The organism is Roseibacterium elongatum DSM 19469, from assembly GCF_000590925.1.
Classification (GTDB): domain Bacteria; phylum Pseudomonadota; class Alphaproteobacteria; order Rhodobacterales; family Rhodobacteraceae; genus Roseibacterium; species Roseibacterium elongatum.
In genome coordinates, this window is the sequence record NZ_CP004372.1 from 1123337 (window position 1) to 1138601 (window position 15265).

Genomic DNA, 15265 nt, shown 5'->3' on the forward strand with positions numbered 1-15265 from the left:
GGCCGCCATCAGTATCCGTGATGGCGGCGCTGGCGCCCGAGGCGTCGGCGCGCTAGGAACCGGGACATGGGACAACACCTGCAAGCGATCTACGACACCCGCGTGGCCGAGGGTTTGCTGCGCCCCGATCCGGCGCAGCGCGCGGCCCTGCTGCACCTGGAGTCCCTGCGCGGGCGGCTTGAGGCGCCGCAACGCAAGGGGTTGTTGTCGCGGTTCAAGCGGTCCGAGCCTGTGGGCAAGCAGGGGCTTTACCTCTGGGGCGGGGTCGGGCGCGGCAAGTCGATGTTGATGGATCTGTTCCACACCCATGTCGGCATAAAGGAGCGTCGGCGCGTTCATTTCCATGCCTTCATGCAAGAGGTGCAGGCGGCGCTGCACGAGGCGCGCAAGACCGATGTGGACGACGCGATCAAGCCGGTGGCCGCGGCAATCGCCAGGAACACGCGGCTGTTGTGCTTTGACGAAATGCAGATCACCGACATCGCCGATGCCATGATCGTTGGGCGCCTGTTTCAACAGCTGTTCGAAGCGGGTGTCATGGTTGTGACGACCTCGAACAGGCATCCGAGCGACCTTTACAAGGATGGATTGAACCGGCAGCTGTTCCTCCCGTTCATCGATCTTTTGCAAGATCGGCTCGAGGTCGAGCAGTTGGAGGCGATGGCCGATTACCGCCAGGATCGTCTTGCCGGAGAGCCGGTCTATTTCTGCCCGCTCGGGGCCGAGGCGACGAAAACCATAGATGCGATCTGGCGCGACCTGACCGGTGGCCACGAGGAAGAGCTGTGTCTCAAGGTCAAGGCGCGCGAGGTGCGTTTGCCGCGGTTCTGGGCAGGGATGGCGCGGGCGTCGTTCTGGGACCTGTGCGGCCAGCCCTTGGGGCCCGGCGATTATCTGGCGCTGGTGGGCGCCGTCGAGTTGTTGGTGCTCGAGGGTATCCCGCGACTGGACGCCAGCAAGTTCAACGAGGCCAAACGCTTCGTCACCTTGGTCGATGCGCTGTACGAGGGCCAGGTGCGTCTGATTGCGACCGCCGAGGACGAGCCGGAACGTCTCTATCTCGAAGGCGCCGGCAGTTTCGAATTCGAACGCACCGCCAGCCGCCTGCGCGAGATGCAGGGGGCCGATTGGGGCGCCAATCGTGAAACGCTCTGAAATCCCTGCCGTTGCGCCCGCTTTCTTGCGCAGGCGCGGTTGACCGGACTTGACCGCTTGTTACCCTCTCGACAGCTGAGTTGAGGAGGCTCCCCATGCGAGAAGGATCCCTGCGCATCCATGCCGTTCTGTTGGCCATTCCCCTGGTTCTGATCGCGGCGCAGGCCGGGGCGCATACGGGCGAGGGCATCAACACCGGATTCGCCAGTGGCTTCTGGCATCCGATCCTGGGTTGGGATCACGTGGTTGCGATGGTGGCCGTTGGGCTGTGGGGTGCATTCCTCGGGGCGCCGGCGATCTGGATTCTGCCCGTGGTCTTTCCGCTGGTCATGGCCCTGGGCGGGGCCTTTGGGGTTGCTGGCGTTCCGCTTCCTGCTGTCGAAGCGGGTATTGCCCTGTCCGGTGTCGTCCTTGGCCTGCTGATCGCCTTTGCCGTCCGCGCGCCGATCTGGGTGGCCGCCGTGATCGTGGGCGTGTTCGCCATTTTCCATGGCCACGCGCACGGCACCGAGTTGCCGCAAGCCTTCAGCCCCTATGGCTATGCGGTGGGCTTTGTGGTGGGCACCGGGCTACTACATATGGTTGGCATCGGGTTCGGGTTTCTCACGGCCTCGCAGGCGGGCAGGATCGCGGTGCGCGGCGCGGGTGGGGTGATCGCCCTGGTCGGCGCGGCCTTCTTGTTTGGTCTGGCCTGAGGAAAACCTTTTGAAACGGACCGCGATGGCGGCTGCCGCGATGCTGTGTGCCGGGCCGGTCGGCGCGCATAGCTTCGACACAGGGGCCGACGCCTACAACCAGCTTGTCGAGGGAACCGCCGTGGTCCTGACCGACCCTGGCCTGGTAATACCGATCTTTGCCCTCGGGGTTCTGCTGAGCCTTTGGCGGCCCGAGGGGTTGCCGCAGGTGTGGCCCGTCTACCTGTTGGCGCAGGTGTCAGGCGTGGTGACGGCCGCGTTCGTCGGTGCGTGGATCACGACGGTGTTCGTCGGTTTGGGGATTGTCACGGCGGTGGCGGCTGCCCTGTTGCCGCGTCCGACCACGGCAATTGCCATGATGCTGGCGGCGGTCACGGGCCTCGGGGCGCTTGCCGTCGGGCTGGAAGGCCATGGGTTGTTCGAGTTGTCCGTGTTCATTCACCTGGGCCTGATTTTGGGCGTCAATATCGCCGTGGCCTTGCCAGCGGGCGCGGCACGCGTGGCGTTGGACAAGGTGCAGGCCCCTTGGATGCGGATCGGCTGGCGCGTCGTTGCATCCTGGCTTGGGGCCATCCTGGTGCTCTATCTCGCCGTCGACCTGACCGGCGGTCTCAGCTGAGGGGGACGACCGACTGACAGGACATCTCTGTGCCCATGCCAAAAACGGGCAAGGGGGTGTCGGGGTCGATGGAACTGGCCGCGATCCAGACATTGTCGATGCAGACATCCTGCGCCCAGTTGCCCCCGTTGAAGCCGAAGCCGCCAATGCCGCAATCGTTCACTTCGCCATTGGCGTTCCAGGCCTGGTAACTCTGTTCCAGGAAATGGCCGCCCATCGGGAATTCCAGGTTCGTCGTATCGAAAAACAGGGTCCAGGTCGTTTCCGTCGTGCGTTGCCGCATGTTCCATGACCCGATCGGAACGCCATCATGGTAGCCTTGGATAAAGAAGGCGGTAACATCCTGTTCCGTGATGATGCCGGTGTTCAGCAGGCGCTGCGGCACCTCGATGATTCCCTCCATCGTATAACCCGCGTTGCCGATCCAGCAGAACTGGAACCGGGCTGCGTGGGCAGGAAGGGCAGCCAAGGCAAGCGCGATGGCGGTCAGGATCGTTCGGCGCATGACCCAGAGTGTGGACTGCCGTCCCCCTGGGTCAAGGGCATGTTTACCCGTTCGCTTTCAACACATCGCCAGCCAGGTAGAGCGAGCCACAGATCAGCACGCGCGCCCCGGGGTCTGTTGCCGTGATATCCGCCAAGGCCGACTTGACCGAGGCGGCCTCGACCGCGTCGAGGCCGGCCATCCGGGCAGCGTTGGTGGTGTCAGCGGCAGAGAGGGTCGCAGGCGCGTCGGGGATCGGCACGGCATGCAGGCGTGTCACCAGCCCGGCGAAATGCCCAAGATACCCTGCCGGGTCCTTGGTGTTGAGCATACCACAGATCAGATAAGTGGGCCGCTGTGGCAGCGTCCGCAGATAGGCGGCGATGGCGTGGCCCGCATGGGGGTTATGGCCGCCGTCCAGCCAGAGCTCCGCGCGCGGGGCAGCCGCGACAAGGGGACCGTGACGCAATCGCTGCATCCGGGCCGGCCATGTCACGTCGCGCATCGCGGCCTCGCACGCGTCATCCTTCAGGCCGAGGCTGCGCAGCGCGGCCAAGGCCATGCCTGCGTTCTCGACCTGATGCGCACCGGGCAGGGCGGGCAGGGGCAGGTCCAGCAGGCCGGTTTCATCCTGAAAAATCAGCCGCTCGCGTTCTTCCCAGACATGCCAGTGTTGGCCATGGGCCAGGATCGGCGCGCCAAGGCGTGCGGCGCGTTCCTCGATCACCTCCAATGCCGCGTCCTGCTGTCGCCCGACGATGCAGGGCACCCCGCGCTTGATGATCCCGGCCTTTTCCCCGGCGATTGCGGCCAGCGTGTCGCCAAGGAATTGCTGGTGGTCCATATCGACCGTCGTTATGACCGTCAGGCGCGGGGTTTCGATCACGTTGGTTGCATCCAGACGCCCGCCAAGGCCCACCTCCAGCAGGGTGAAATCGGCGGGCGTGCGGGCGAAAGCGAGGAGCGCAGCGGCCGTCGTGATCTCGAAATAGGTGATCGGATCGGGGCCGTTGGCCGCGAGGCATTCATCGAGGATCGCGGACAATGCGTCCTCGTCGATCAATTCACCGGCAAGCCGGATACGTTCGTGAAACCGGGCAAGGTGGGGCGAGGTGTAGGCATGCACCGATGCGCCGGCCCCTTCGAGGCCCGCGCGGATCATCGCCTGCGTCGACCCTTTGCCGTGGTTCCGGCAATATGGATCACAGGGGGCAGCGCGCGTTCGGGGTGCTCGAGCGCCCCGAGGATGCGCCACATCCGATCCAGGGTAAGATCGATCACCTTGGGGTGGAGCGACATCATCCGGTCGAGGAGAATGTCGGATGTCACGGCACTCACGTTGGGTGGTCGCCGTCCTGTGCCGGCGCAGCGGCCGGGCTGGGCGTGTCCTGCGCCTCTTGCGGCGGGGCGGGCAGATCGCCGGCGATGGCCGGCGGCAGGCCCAACAGCATCCGCGTGATGGTGATCAGTTCTTCGCGCATCTCGCTGCGTGGCGTCACGCGGTCGAGCATGCCGTGATCCAGCAGGTATTCGGCGCGCTGGAACCCATCGGGCAGTTTCTCGCGGATGGTCTGTTCGATCACGCGCGGCCCGGCGAAACAGATCAACGCATTGGGTTCCGCGATATGCACATCGCCGAGCATCGCGTAGCTGGCCGTCACCCCGCCCGTCGTGGGATGCGTGAGCACCACGATATAGGGAAGGTTCGCCTCCTTCAGGATCTGCACGGCCACCGTGGTGCGCGGCATCTGCATCAGCGACAGGATACCTTCCTGCATGCGGGCGCCACCGGCGGCGGAAAACAGGATAAGGGGGCGCTTCAGGGCCACGGCGCGTTCGGCGGCGGCGATGATCGCATTGCCCACATACATCCCCATCGACCCGCCCATGAAGCTGAAATCCTGCGCGGCGGCCACGATGGGCGTGCGCCCGATCTCGCCCTCGGCGACCAGCATGGCCTCGGCCTCGGTGGTCTGCTTCTGGGCGGCCTTCAACCGGTCGGGATAGCGTTTCTGATCGCGGAATTTCAGCGGGTCCTCGATGGGTTTGGGAACCTCGACCTCGGTGAAGATGCCATTGTCGAACAGGGCGGTGAACCGGTCACGCGGCACCAGAGCCATGTGATGACCGCAGTTGGTGCAGACATTCAGGTTGTCGCTCAACTCGCGGTGAAACAGCATCGTGCCGCACTCATCGCATTTGGACCAAAGGTTCTCGGGCATCTCGCGGCGCGAGAAGATCGAGTTGATCCGGGGGCGGACGTAGTTTGTGATCCAGTTCATGCGCGATCTCACGACGGGTCGGACAGGTTGCGACCGAAATAGGCCCCGCCGTGGGGAAATGCAATCACGCGGCGCGGCGCATCACCGCCACGCGGATCGCCAGCCAGATCGCCACCGTGACGGCGATATCCAGCAGGATCAGCGGCTGCATCGCAGGCGCGGACGGATCGACCGGCATGGTGTAGAGCGCAAGGCCCGACAGCGGCCCGTCGCTGCCGACCACCAGGATGGCGGCGCAGTTATTCGCGAAATGCAGGCCCCATGCGGCCCCGATATTGCCGGTAAGCGCGGTGAGGTCGGCGGCCAGCAGGGCAAAGACCCCGGTTGCAAGAACGATGTACCACGTGTTGTCGCCCATCAGATCGGGTTGGTAGTGCGCCAAAGCGAACAGAACCGAGGGCAGCAGCATCCAGACGAGGGGCGACCTGAACCGCGCGGCCAGTTGCTGCTGGATGTAGCCGCGGAAAAGAACCTCTTCGGCGCCGGTCTGCACCAGCACCCCAACCAGCGCGAGGGGCAGGAAACTGGCCCAAAGCGACAGTTCGAGATTGGGTTGCAGGGCGGCCTCTTCGGGGGTGGGGATCAACAGGGTGACACCGTAGACCGCGACGCAGATGCCCGCCGCGATGGCAAAGTGCCGTCCGAGACGCGGCAGCGACCCGCCGAAAAGCGATTGTGCCGAGCGTTTGTGCATCAGCCTGGCCGCGGCCATCGGACCAAGGGCCATGCCGATGAACGTCGCCAGCAAGAGCAATGTCGCGGTCGGGCCCGTGGCCTCGGTCATCGAGGCCATCCACCATTGCGCCCCGTCGGGGCCGCTGGTTACCAGCAGGACCCCGAAAATGACGAAGATGCCGGCGAAATAGACCACGGCTGCCAGCGCTAGGCCGACAACCAGTCGCCATACCTGAGGATGCGCACGTGCGGGCGCCACGAATGCCGCGTGGGCTGTATACTGCATCGGCCTGCCTGCCTTTTTGTTTGGTGCAGGTTACCGCGCATTGCCGGGCGCGGCAATCATGCCCGCAGTGCTGGGGCCCAACGATCTTGTGTCAAGCAGGGCCGGGGTCTATTCGAGTGCAAAGCCCGGCCAAATCCGCGTCGGGCCGCACGCTAGATATCGGAAGGGAGCCAGCGATGTTGAAGGGCAAGGTGGACAAGTCGAAATTGCCAAGCCGCCACGTGACGGAAGGCCCGTCGCGCGCGCCGCACCGGTCGTATTTCTACGCCATGGGGATCTCGGACGAGGAAATCCACCAGCCATTCGTCGGCGTGGCGACCTGCTGGAACGAGGCCGCGCCCTGCAACATCGCCCTGAACCGTCAGGCGCAATCGGTCAAGATGGGTGTCAAGCATGCCAACGGCACCCCGCGCGAGTTCACCACCATCACCGTGACCGACGGCATCGCCATGGGGCACGAGGGGATGCGCTCGTCGCTGGCCAGCCGCGACGCGATCACCGACACGGTCGAACTGACCATGCGTGGCCATTGCTACGATGCGCTGGTCGGCCTTGCCGGGTGTGACAAGTCGCTGCCCGGCATGATATGGCGATGGTGCGGCTGAATGTGCCCTCGGTCTTCATCTATGGCGGGTCGATCCTGCCGGGGCGTCTGGACGGCAAGGACATCACCGTGCAGGACGTGTTCGAGGCCGTGGGCCAGCATCAGGCCGGCAACATGTCCGACGAAATGCTGGCCGTGATCGAACGCGTGGCTTGCCCCAGTGCGGGCGCCTGCGGGGGCCAGTTCACCGCCAACACCATGGCCTGTGTGTCCGAGGCGATCGGCCTTGCCTTGCCCAACTCCTCCGGGGCGCCCGCCCCGTACGAGAGCCGCGACCAGTACGGCGTGGCCTCGGGCGAGGCGGTGATGAACCTGCTCGAAAAAGGCATTCGCGCCCGCGATATCGTGACGCGCAAGTCGCTGGAAAATGCCGCACGCGTCGTGGCCTGCACGGGTGGGTCGACCAATGCCGGCCTGCACCTGCCCGCGATCGCGCATGAGGCCGGGATCGATTTCGACCTGTTCGACGTGTGCGACATCTTCAAGGATACGCCCTATTTCGTCGACATGAAGCCGGGCGGCCAATTTGTCGCCAAGGACCTCTACGAGGCCGGCGGCGTGCCCGTCGTGATGAAGGAATTGCGCAAGATCGGCATGATCCATGAAGACTGCGTCACGGCCACCGGGCGCAGCATGGGGGAAGAGTTGGACCTGATCGAGCGCGAGGCGGATGGTCGCGTGATCTACCCTGCGGCCACGCCGATCACGCCGACCGGTGGTGTCGTGGGCCTCAAGGGCAACCTCGCCCCCGAGGGCGCCATCGTGAAGGTCGCGGGCATGGCAAGCGAGAACCAGGTCTTTACCGGCCCGGCGCGTGTTTTCGAATGCGAGGAAGACGCGTTCGAGGCCGTGAAGGCCCGCAAATACGAGGAAGGCGAGGTGATCGTCATCCGCAACGAAGGCCCCAAGGGCGGCCCCGGCATGCGTGAGATGCTGGCGACGACGGCCGCTTTGTCGGGTCAGGGCATGGGCAAGAAGGTGGCCCTGATCACCGATGGCCGTTTCTCGGGGGCGACGCGTGGGTTCTGTGTTGGCCATGTCGGCCCCGAGGCCGCCGTGGGTGGCCCCATCGGTTTGCTCAGGGATGGCGACATGATCACCATTGACGCCATCAAGGGCGAACTGTCCGTCGATGTGACCGAGGAGGAGCTGGAAAAACGCCGCGGCGACTGGTCCGGCCCGCGCGACACCATCTACGCAACCGGGGTGCTGTGGAAATACGCCCAGCTCGTCGGCAATGCCCGCTTTGGCGCCGTCACCCACCCCGGTGGCAAAGAGGAGAAGCATGTCTACGCCGACATCTGACCTGCGTTGGGCGAAAGGGGCGCTGGGCGGTCTCATCTGCCTGGCGCTAACAGGATGCGGCACGGGGTTCGGCGCGGGGGCGTCGGCCCCAAGGCAGGCGGTGGTGACACAATCCGCCGTTGTCGTCACCGGACCCGAGGGGTACTGCGTCGATGAGACCGCCACGCGCGACGATGGGGCGACGGCATTTGTCCTGCTGGGAAACTGCGCCGCGATTTCCAATTCGCGTCGGGCGGATCAACCCTCGGTGCCCGCTGTCCTGACAGCGGCGATCTCCGCCCCCTCCGATTCCGGCTCGATCGCGGACAGCCTGCCCGATCTGGATGCGTTCTTCCGCACGGACCAGGGCCGGACCCTGCTCAGCCGTACCGAGGAGGCGGCTACCGTTTCGGTGCTGGATACCCGCACCGAGGGCGCGATGTTCCTGCTGCATGCAAGCGACATCAGCGCCGGCCCGGTCGAGGGCGTGCAAGACGACTACTGGCGTGCCTATCTGGACCTCGGGCCGCGCATCGCGACGCTGTCCGTTCTGGCCCTCGAGGATCGTGACGTCAGCGAGGCGGAAAGCCTTGCCACCCTGCGGGCCTTTGCGGGCGCGGTGCAGTCGGCCAATTTCGGGCAGGGCGATCTCGCCCCCGTCGTCGCGCCTGTTGCGCCCGTTACGCCGGCCGCACCCCCGCCGCCGCGCGGCGGTTTGTTCGAAATCGGGCTGTTCCGGCGGATATTCGAGTGAGCCCGCGTCAGATTTTCTGTTAAGATATGGAAAGTTTGGGCATTTCGGGTTTCTTTAGTGATTGGGGGCATAGGGATCATGGGTGAAGAGAAGGCGGGATTGTTCGGTCGGTTTCGGCCTGCTGATCCGTTGACACGGTGGCAGCGGGCGATGGCCGCGCCCTCGGCTTTGTCCACCTCGGCCTTGAGCGAGATGAATTCATCCATGCGCGCAATGCGCGATCGTCTGGACACCCTTGCGGCAAAGGCGCGGACCGAGTTGTTGTCGCGGGTCAGCCCCGACGATGTGCCCGGCGGGCCCGAGCAGTGCGACTGGGCCATGCGCCCCGCGCCGTGGCGCGTCGAGATGCGTCCGCGTGGTCTTGTCTCGGTCGCCTCGCCGATGGAACTGCCCGGTGCGGTCAAGCTGTTTCATGATGCCGCCCATGCCGATCTGAGCATTCGGCAGGATCGCGTTCCGCATTGGATCGAAGGCGCGCTTTTCGGTCTGGTGCTCGAGGTCTATCAGTTCGACGGATCGTTCGTGTCGCTGGTGCAGGATTTGCCGCAGGCCGCCATCGACGGTTTGACACTGGCCCATGTCATCACCGTCGATATCCGGGTCGAGCGCGAGCATCCGGTCGAGGTCTATGCCCGCCTGAACATCCAGCATGGCCCAAATACCGAAACGATGGTGCGCCAACTCGATATCCGTGATGGCGCCGGACGGGCCGAGTTCGACCTTGCCTATTCCAAGGTGAATGAAAAACGGATCGAGAAGGCTTGGCTGGATCTCATTATCGAAGGGCCGGAAATGACGCGCATCGCCCTGTGGGACATGACCGTGTCCCGCGCGCCGCGCGCGGATCTGTAACCGGTGATGCAAGGGTAGGGTGCGATGAGCGGACTGGAAACACTTACGCAAACCGGATTGCAGGCCGGCCAGTACCAGGCGGTCTTCGAGGGTCCGCCCGAGACGGGGCTCGAGGCGGTGCATCATGGCAAGGTCATTGCCGTCGCCCGCATGGTCGGCATCCCAGACCAACCCGGCGCCGTTCGGGTGAGCGTTGATCTGCCGGCCGAGGTTTTGTCGAGCGGCGTGCAGGTCATCGCGATGCGCAGCACGACGACAGGCGAGATCCTGGACCGCATCACGTTCATGGCGGGCGACGCCCTGGATGACGACCTGCGCGGTGAGATCGCCTTGCTGCGGGATGAACTGGAAATCCTGAAGGCAGCATTTCGCCGTTATGTCGCCGCAGGGGCATAGCCGCAAGGGGACAATGCCGAACTGACGATGGTTGTAGGGGGCGCGCATGCCGGGACGGGATCATCAGGACAACGACCCTGACCGCCGTCACCCGCGCGACAGCACCGAGGTTGTCGCACCCTTTGCGCGAGTTCGTGTCGTCGTGGCGCTTGTCTGCATCCTGATCGGGCTCGGCGTTCTGGCGTGGCGCATGATGTCCTGACGTCGCGCAGCCGCCATGACGCGGCGTAGGGGGTGACAGAGCGCTGCGCGCGCGCTTACCTGCGCGGCGGGAGGAACCGCCGATGGCCGATACGCTTTATCCACACATGCTCGCCCCCCTCGACCTTGGGTTTGTGACCCTCAGGAACCGAGTGCTCATGGGGTCCATGCACACGGGTTTGGAAGAAACGAGGGATTGGCCGCGCGTGGCGGCGTTTTTTGCCGAGCGGGCCCGTGGCGGCGCCGCCTTGATCGTGACCGGTGGTATGGCCCCGAACAAGGAAGGCGGCGTTTTTCCGGGGGCCGCGGGTTTGTTCGGCGATCAGGACATCGCAAACCATCGCCTCGTGACCGATGCCGTCCACGAGGCCGGCGGCCTGATCGCGATGCAGATTCTGCATGCGGGGCGCTATGCCTATTCGCCCGATTGCGTGGGCCCCAGCGCGATCAAATCGCCGATCTCGCCCTTCCCGCCCAAGGAACTCGACGAAGACGGAATCGAGAAACAGATCGCCGATATCGTCACGGCCGCCGTCCGCGCCCGCGAGGCCGGCTATGACGGGGTCGAGATCATGGGCTCCGAGGGGTATTTCCTGAACCAGTTCCTCGTCACCCATACCAACAAGCGCACCGACCGTTGGGGCGGCTCTTACGAGAACCGCATGCGCCTGCCGGTCGAGGTGGTGCGCCGCGCGCGCGAGGCCGTGGGGCCGGAATTCATCATCATCTATCGCCTGTCGATGATAGACCTTGTCCCCGGCGGCTCTACCCATGACGAGGTGGTGCAACTGGCCAAAGCCGTTGAAGTCGCTGGCGCCACGATCCTGAACACCGGCATCGGCTGGCACGAGGCGCGTATCCCCACCATTGCCACCAGCGTCCCGCGCAAGGGGTTTGCCTGGGTCACCAGGAAACTGATGGGCAAGGTGGGTATTCCGATCATCACCTCGAACCGCATCAACATGCCCGACGTCGCCGAAGAGGTTCTGGCCGAGGGCTGCGCCGACATGGTGTCGATGGCGCGCCCGTTTCTGGCGGACGCCGATTTCGTGGCCAAGGCCGCGGCAGGCCGCGCGGACGAGATCGCACCCTGCATCGCCTGCAACCAGGCCTGTCTCGACCATACGTTCTCGGGCAAGCTGACATCGTGCCTCGTCAACCCGCGGGCGTGCCACGAAACCGAACTGCGCCTTGATCCCACCGATACGCCCAAGCGCATTGCCATCGTTGGGGCCGGTGCGGCCGGGGTGGCCGCGGCCCTGACGGCCGCCGAGCGCGGGCACAAGGTGACCCTGTTCGACAAGGCCGATCGTGTCGGCGGGCAACTGAACATGGCCCGCGAAATCCCCGGCAAGGAAGAATTTCACGGGCTGGTGCACTGGTTCGAAACCATGATCGACCGGCGCGGTGTCGATCTGCGTCTGTCGACAGCGCCTGCAGTGGCTGACCTTGCTGATTTCGACGAGGTGATCGTGGCAACCGGCGTCAACCCGCGCGATCCCGGTATCGCAGGTCAGGACGGGCCGAATGTTGTGTCCTATATCGACGTTCTGGCCGGCAAGGCCCCGGTCGGACGGCGGGTGGCCATCATCGGGGCGGGTGGCATCGGCTTCGATGTGGCCGAATACCTTGTGGAGGGCGACGAAAGCCCGACCGAACACCCAGACCTTTGGCGCAAGGAATGGGGTGTGGCCGACCCGGAGACCCATCGCGGCGGATTGGCCCCCGAAGGCCCACAACCCGCCCCGCCAGCCCGTGATGTGGTGCTGTTGCAGCGCAAACCGGAAAAGCCCGGAAAGCGGTTGGGAAAGACGACAGGCTGGATCCATCGCGCCAGCCTCAAGATGAAGAACGTCAAGATGCTGTCGGGCGTGAATTACGAAAGGATCGATGCGGACGGCCTTCACATCAGCTTTGGCGGCGATCATGCCGATCCGACGCTGATCGAGGTCGACACGATTGTCTTATGTGCGGGGCAGGTCGTCGAACGCAGCCTTGCCGACGCGCTCGGGGCCGCTGGCATCGCTTGTCACGTCATCGGCGGCGCGGATGTCGCGGCCGAACTGGATGCCAAACGCGCCATCGACCAAGGCACACGCTTGGCCGCCGCATTGTAGGCGCAGATCCGGGCCGAAGGGGCCGTGCTTTTTCCGGGTGTGATCCCTTTGCTGCATGTCTTCACCGCTTTTGCGACACAGATGGCTGTGTGCAGGCGCCGGCGTGAGCATTACTGGAAAAGCAAGCCATCCAAACGAGGATAGCGCCATCCCGAACACCGGGGCGCAACGAGCAGGTTTCAGATGGGCTACAATATCGAGGACGTGGGCGTCGGGTCGACCGGCGGACCGGACCAGTTCACATTCATTCCCGATCGCACGCTTAGTGGTGCGACGACCGTGTCGGGTGATGTCGACGTGGTCAGCCTGGTGTCCGGGGCGTCAATGGGCGAGGCGGACACCCAAAGTTTCTCGCGGCTGTCCGACCCAAGCCTTGGCACACTGTCCTTCGATGAGACGACCGGCGAGTTCACGTTCGAGGTCCATTGGCCCGCCGTTTCTGCAACCGGTAAGAACCAAGTCATCACCTTCACCGTGACCGGCACGAGATCATGCTGGCAGGGGGCCTGCCGACGGAAAGCTTCTTTCCGGGCGCATATTCGTTGTCTGCCATGGATCAGGCGGTGCGCAGCGAGCTGTTGCGCCTGTTTCCCGACCTTGCCGTCGATGGCCAGTATGGACAATCGGCGCGCCCGTCCCTGCACCCATGGGAGGGGAGATTGCTGTGCAGTGCCTGGGGGCAGGCCGCATGAGGGCGCTTGCAGACAGCACCGGTCGCCGCCTGCCGCCGCTGGAGACGCCGAGCGCCGATGCCCTGAGGGTAAATGGCGATCTGTCATTCCTGGCCTTTCGCAGCCCGCGCCACCAGCAGATGCAGCTTGCCGTCTTGCGGCGCTATATCGAGCCGCCGGTCATGCTCGGGCAATTCCGCATCTTTCGCATCGACGAGGTTCCGCGTGCCGCCGTGACAGGGGGGTTTCTGTCGGAAACGGCGGAACGCAAACTGATCGCCGGCGATGCCCTCGATCCCGAGGATTGGCGTGCAGGCGACCGGATGTGGATCATCGACCTGATGGCCCCCTACAAGGGACTGACCCGCGGGATCGTGCGGTGGCTTATGGTGCCGGGCAACCTGACGCGCGACTCATTCCGCTTTCGCCACGTTGATGGGTGAAACACAACCCGGCGGATTGTCGAAATCGACTTCAAATCGCCGCGCCTTGCGCGCGTCCATGACGAAAGCCACCATCTAAGCCGGATCGGATGACGGCGCCGTGCCCGTTGGCGCAAGCAGCCCCCGCGTCAGCGGGCAAGGGATTCCGTCGAAGAACCGATCAAGGATCTTCTGAAAGATCGGCTCGGCGTTCTCGACGCTGGCAAACAGGGTCGCCGATGAGCGCAACTTCATCGCATCGACGGTGCCCAGGATCTGTGTGGCATCGGCCGTGTCGGCACACAGTATAGCGCGCGCAGCGGCGACCAGGCGCGGCCCGAGAACTGGATGTGCCAGATAGGCGCGCGCCTCATCCAGATCGCGGATCGCGTAGCGTTGCGCCATCTCGGATCGACCGAGCCCCGCGAGTTGCGGAAAGACGAACCACATCCAATGGGTTCGCTTTCGCCCCGCACGAAGCTCGGCCAAGGCGGTGTCGTGACTCTCGTCCTGCGCCGCGATGAAGCGCGACAGGCTCACCCCTTGAGGCGACGATTTCGTGCGGCCAATAGCTTGAGGCGCAGCGCGTTGAGCTGGATGAAACCTTGCGCGTCCTTCTGGTCGTAGGCTCCTGCATCCTCTTCGAAGGTGACATGCGCCTCGGAATACAGGCTGTGATCGGACCAGCGCGCGACGGTGCGGGCCGAACCCTTGAACAGCATCAGCTTGACGGTGCCGGTGACATGTTCCTGGCTCTTGTCGATCAGGGCCTGCAGCATCTCGCGCTCGGGGCTGAACCAGAAGCCGTTGTAGATCAGTTCGGCATAGCGCGGCATGATCGAGTCCTTCAGGTGGCCCGCGCCGCTATCGAGCGTGATCTGCTCGATCCCGCGATGCGCCTCGAGCAGGATGTCGCCGCCCGGTGTCTCGTAGATCCCGCGCGATTTCATGCCGACGAAACGGTTCTCGACGAAATCCAGCCGCCCGATCCCGTGCTTTTTGCCATAGGCATTCAGCGTCGTCAGGATGGTGGCGGGCGACATCGCCTCGCCATTGATCGCGACCGCGTCGCCCTTTTCAAACGTGATGTCGATGTATTCGGGCGTGTCCGGGGCGGTCAGCGGGTCGTCCGTGCGCTGGTAGACGTAATCGGGCGCCATCTCGGCGGGGTCTTCCAGAACCTTGCCCTCGGACGAGGTGTGCAGCAGGTTCGCATCGACCGAGAAGGGCGCCTCGCCGCGCTTGTCCTTGGCGATCGGGATCTGGTTCTTTTCGGCAAAATCGATCAGGCGCGTGCGGCTGGTCAGGTCCCATTCCCGCCAGGGCGCGATCACCTTGATCTCGGGGTTCAGCGCATAGGCCGCCAGTTCAAAGCGGACTTGGTCATTGCCCTTTCCCGTCGCGCCATGGCTGATGGCGTCGGCGCCGGTTTCCTCGGCAATCTCGACCAGACGTTTCGAGATCAGCGGCCGCGCGATCGACGTCCCCAGCAGGTACAGCCCTTCGTAGACCGCGTTGGCGCGGAACATCGGAAAGACGAAATCGCGCACGAATTCCTCGCGCAGATCCTCGATGTAGATCTCGCTGACGCCCAACATCTCGGCCTTCTTGCGCGCCGGTTCCAACTCCTCCCCCTGGCCAAGGTCGGCGGTGAAAGTCACCACCTCGCAGCCATACTCGGTTTGCAGCCATTTCAGGATGATCGAGGTGTCGAGACCGCCGGAATAGGCAAGCACGACCTTCTTGGGTGCGGACATGGGGCAGGCTC

At 64.6% G+C, this 15265-nt stretch carries 15 protein-coding genes and 2 pseudogenes; 11 read left to right on the plus strand and 6 right to left on the minus strand.

Going from position 1 to position 15265, the window contains the following annotated elements; genetic code table 11:
- The first annotated feature begins 66 nt into the window (after positions 1-66).
- The 3 genes from zapE to ROSELON_RS05355 all read left to right on the plus strand — a co-directional run bounded on the left by zapE (position 67) and on the right by ROSELON_RS05355 (position 2469).
- Entirely contained in the window at positions 67-1155 is a 1089-nt protein-coding gene (gene zapE / locus ROSELON_RS05345) for a cell division protein ZapE (protein ID WP_025311398.1), read from the plus strand.
- Between the two features lie 95 nt (positions 1156-1250).
- Positions 1251-1850, plus strand: coding sequence for a HupE/UreJ family protein (locus ROSELON_RS05350; protein WP_038650216.1), 600 nt, complete (start codon positions 1251-1253; stop codon positions 1848-1850).
- A 10-nt stretch (positions 1851-1860) separates the two neighbouring features.
- Positions 1861-2469, plus strand: coding sequence for a hypothetical protein (locus ROSELON_RS05355; protein ID WP_156945837.1), 609 nt, complete (start codon positions 1861-1863; stop codon positions 2467-2469).
- On the opposite strand, the gene ROSELON_RS05360 is transcribed toward ROSELON_RS05355, so the two are convergent.
- From ROSELON_RS05360 to ROSELON_RS05375, 4 genes and pseudogenes are all read right to left on the minus strand, one after another.
- Positions 2462-2974, minus strand: a complete 513-nt coding sequence (locus ROSELON_RS05360) for a hypothetical protein (RefSeq protein WP_025311401.1) — start codon at positions 2972-2974, stop codon at positions 2462-2464. The genes ROSELON_RS05355 and ROSELON_RS05360 overlap by 8 nt on opposite strands.
- A 43-nt stretch (positions 2975-3017) precedes the next feature.
- Positions 3018-4291, minus strand: a pseudogene (locus ROSELON_RS05365) (bifunctional folylpolyglutamate synthase/dihydrofolate synthase).
- Positions 4288-5235 carry an acetyl-CoA carboxylase, carboxyltransferase subunit beta gene (accD, locus tag ROSELON_RS05370; protein WP_025311402.1) on the minus strand — a complete coding sequence of 316 codons (948 nt, stop codon included), beginning with the start codon at positions 5233-5235 and terminating at the stop codon, positions 4288-4290. Before accD ends, ROSELON_RS05365 begins: the two are co-directional and overlap by 4 nt.
- A gap of 64 nt (positions 5236-5299) precedes the next feature.
- Complete coding sequence (locus tag ROSELON_RS05375; protein WP_025311403.1) at positions 5300-6196, minus strand: CPBP family intramembrane glutamic endopeptidase; 897 nt, start codon at positions 6194-6196, stop codon at positions 5300-5302.
- A gap of 176 nt (positions 6197-6372) precedes the next feature.
- Here ROSELON_RS05375 and ilvD point away from each other — a divergent pair.
- The 8 genes and pseudogenes from ilvD (at position 6373) to ROSELON_RS17370 (ending at position 13518) form a co-directional block, all read left to right on the plus strand.
- Positions 6373-8105, plus strand: a pseudogene (gene ilvD, locus ROSELON_RS05380) (dihydroxy-acid dehydratase).
- Positions 8086-8838: a hypothetical protein gene (locus tag ROSELON_RS05385; RefSeq protein WP_156945840.1), complete on the plus strand. Its 753-nt coding sequence runs from the start codon at positions 8086-8088 to the stop codon at positions 8836-8838. The pseudogene ilvD and the gene ROSELON_RS05385 overlap by 20 nt, the downstream one beginning before the upstream one ends.
- A gap of 78 nt (positions 8839-8916) precedes the next feature.
- Complete coding sequence (locus tag ROSELON_RS05390; RefSeq protein WP_038650218.1) at positions 8917-9690, plus strand: DUF6478 family protein; 774 nt, start codon at positions 8917-8919, stop codon at positions 9688-9690.
- Positions 9691-9714: 24 nt separating this feature from the next.
- The gene (locus ROSELON_RS05395; protein WP_025311406.1) at positions 9715-10086 is read left to right on the plus strand and encodes a hypothetical protein; all 372 of its coding nucleotides are present in this window, start codon (positions 9715-9717) and stop codon (positions 10084-10086) included.
- A gap of 46 nt (positions 10087-10132) precedes the next feature.
- Entirely contained in the window at positions 10133-10288 is a 156-nt protein-coding gene (locus tag ROSELON_RS18110) for a hypothetical protein (RefSeq protein ID WP_156945846.1), read from the plus strand.
- 82 nt (positions 10289-10370) lie between these two features.
- Complete coding sequence (locus ROSELON_RS05400; RefSeq protein WP_025311407.1) at positions 10371-12404, plus strand: NADPH-dependent 2,4-dienoyl-CoA reductase; 2034 nt, start codon at positions 10371-10373, stop codon at positions 12402-12404.
- A gap of 491 nt (positions 12405-12895) precedes the next feature.
- Positions 12896-13096: a hypothetical protein gene (locus ROSELON_RS18115; RefSeq protein WP_025311408.1), complete on the plus strand. Its 201-nt coding sequence runs from the start codon at positions 12896-12898 to the stop codon at positions 13094-13096.
- Entirely contained in the window at positions 13093-13518 is a 426-nt protein-coding gene (locus tag ROSELON_RS17370) for a toxin-activating lysine-acyltransferase (RefSeq protein ID WP_025311409.1), read from the plus strand. The genes ROSELON_RS18115 and ROSELON_RS17370 overlap by 4 nt, the downstream gene beginning before the upstream one ends.
- Before the next feature lie 75 nt (positions 13519-13593).
- Here ROSELON_RS17370 and ROSELON_RS05415 read toward each other — a convergent pair whose 3' ends face one another.
- Together ROSELON_RS05415 and ROSELON_RS05420 are read right to left on the minus strand one after the other, a co-directional pair.
- Positions 13594-14037, minus strand: a complete 444-nt coding sequence (locus tag ROSELON_RS05415) for a DUF1810 domain-containing protein (protein ID WP_025311410.1) — start codon at positions 14035-14037, stop codon at positions 13594-13596.
- Complete coding sequence (locus ROSELON_RS05420) at positions 14034-15254, minus strand: argininosuccinate synthase (protein ID WP_025311411.1); 1221 nt, start codon at positions 15252-15254, stop codon at positions 14034-14036. The genes ROSELON_RS05415 and ROSELON_RS05420 overlap by 4 nt, the downstream gene beginning before the upstream one ends.
- Positions 15255-15265: the final 11 nt, after the last annotated feature.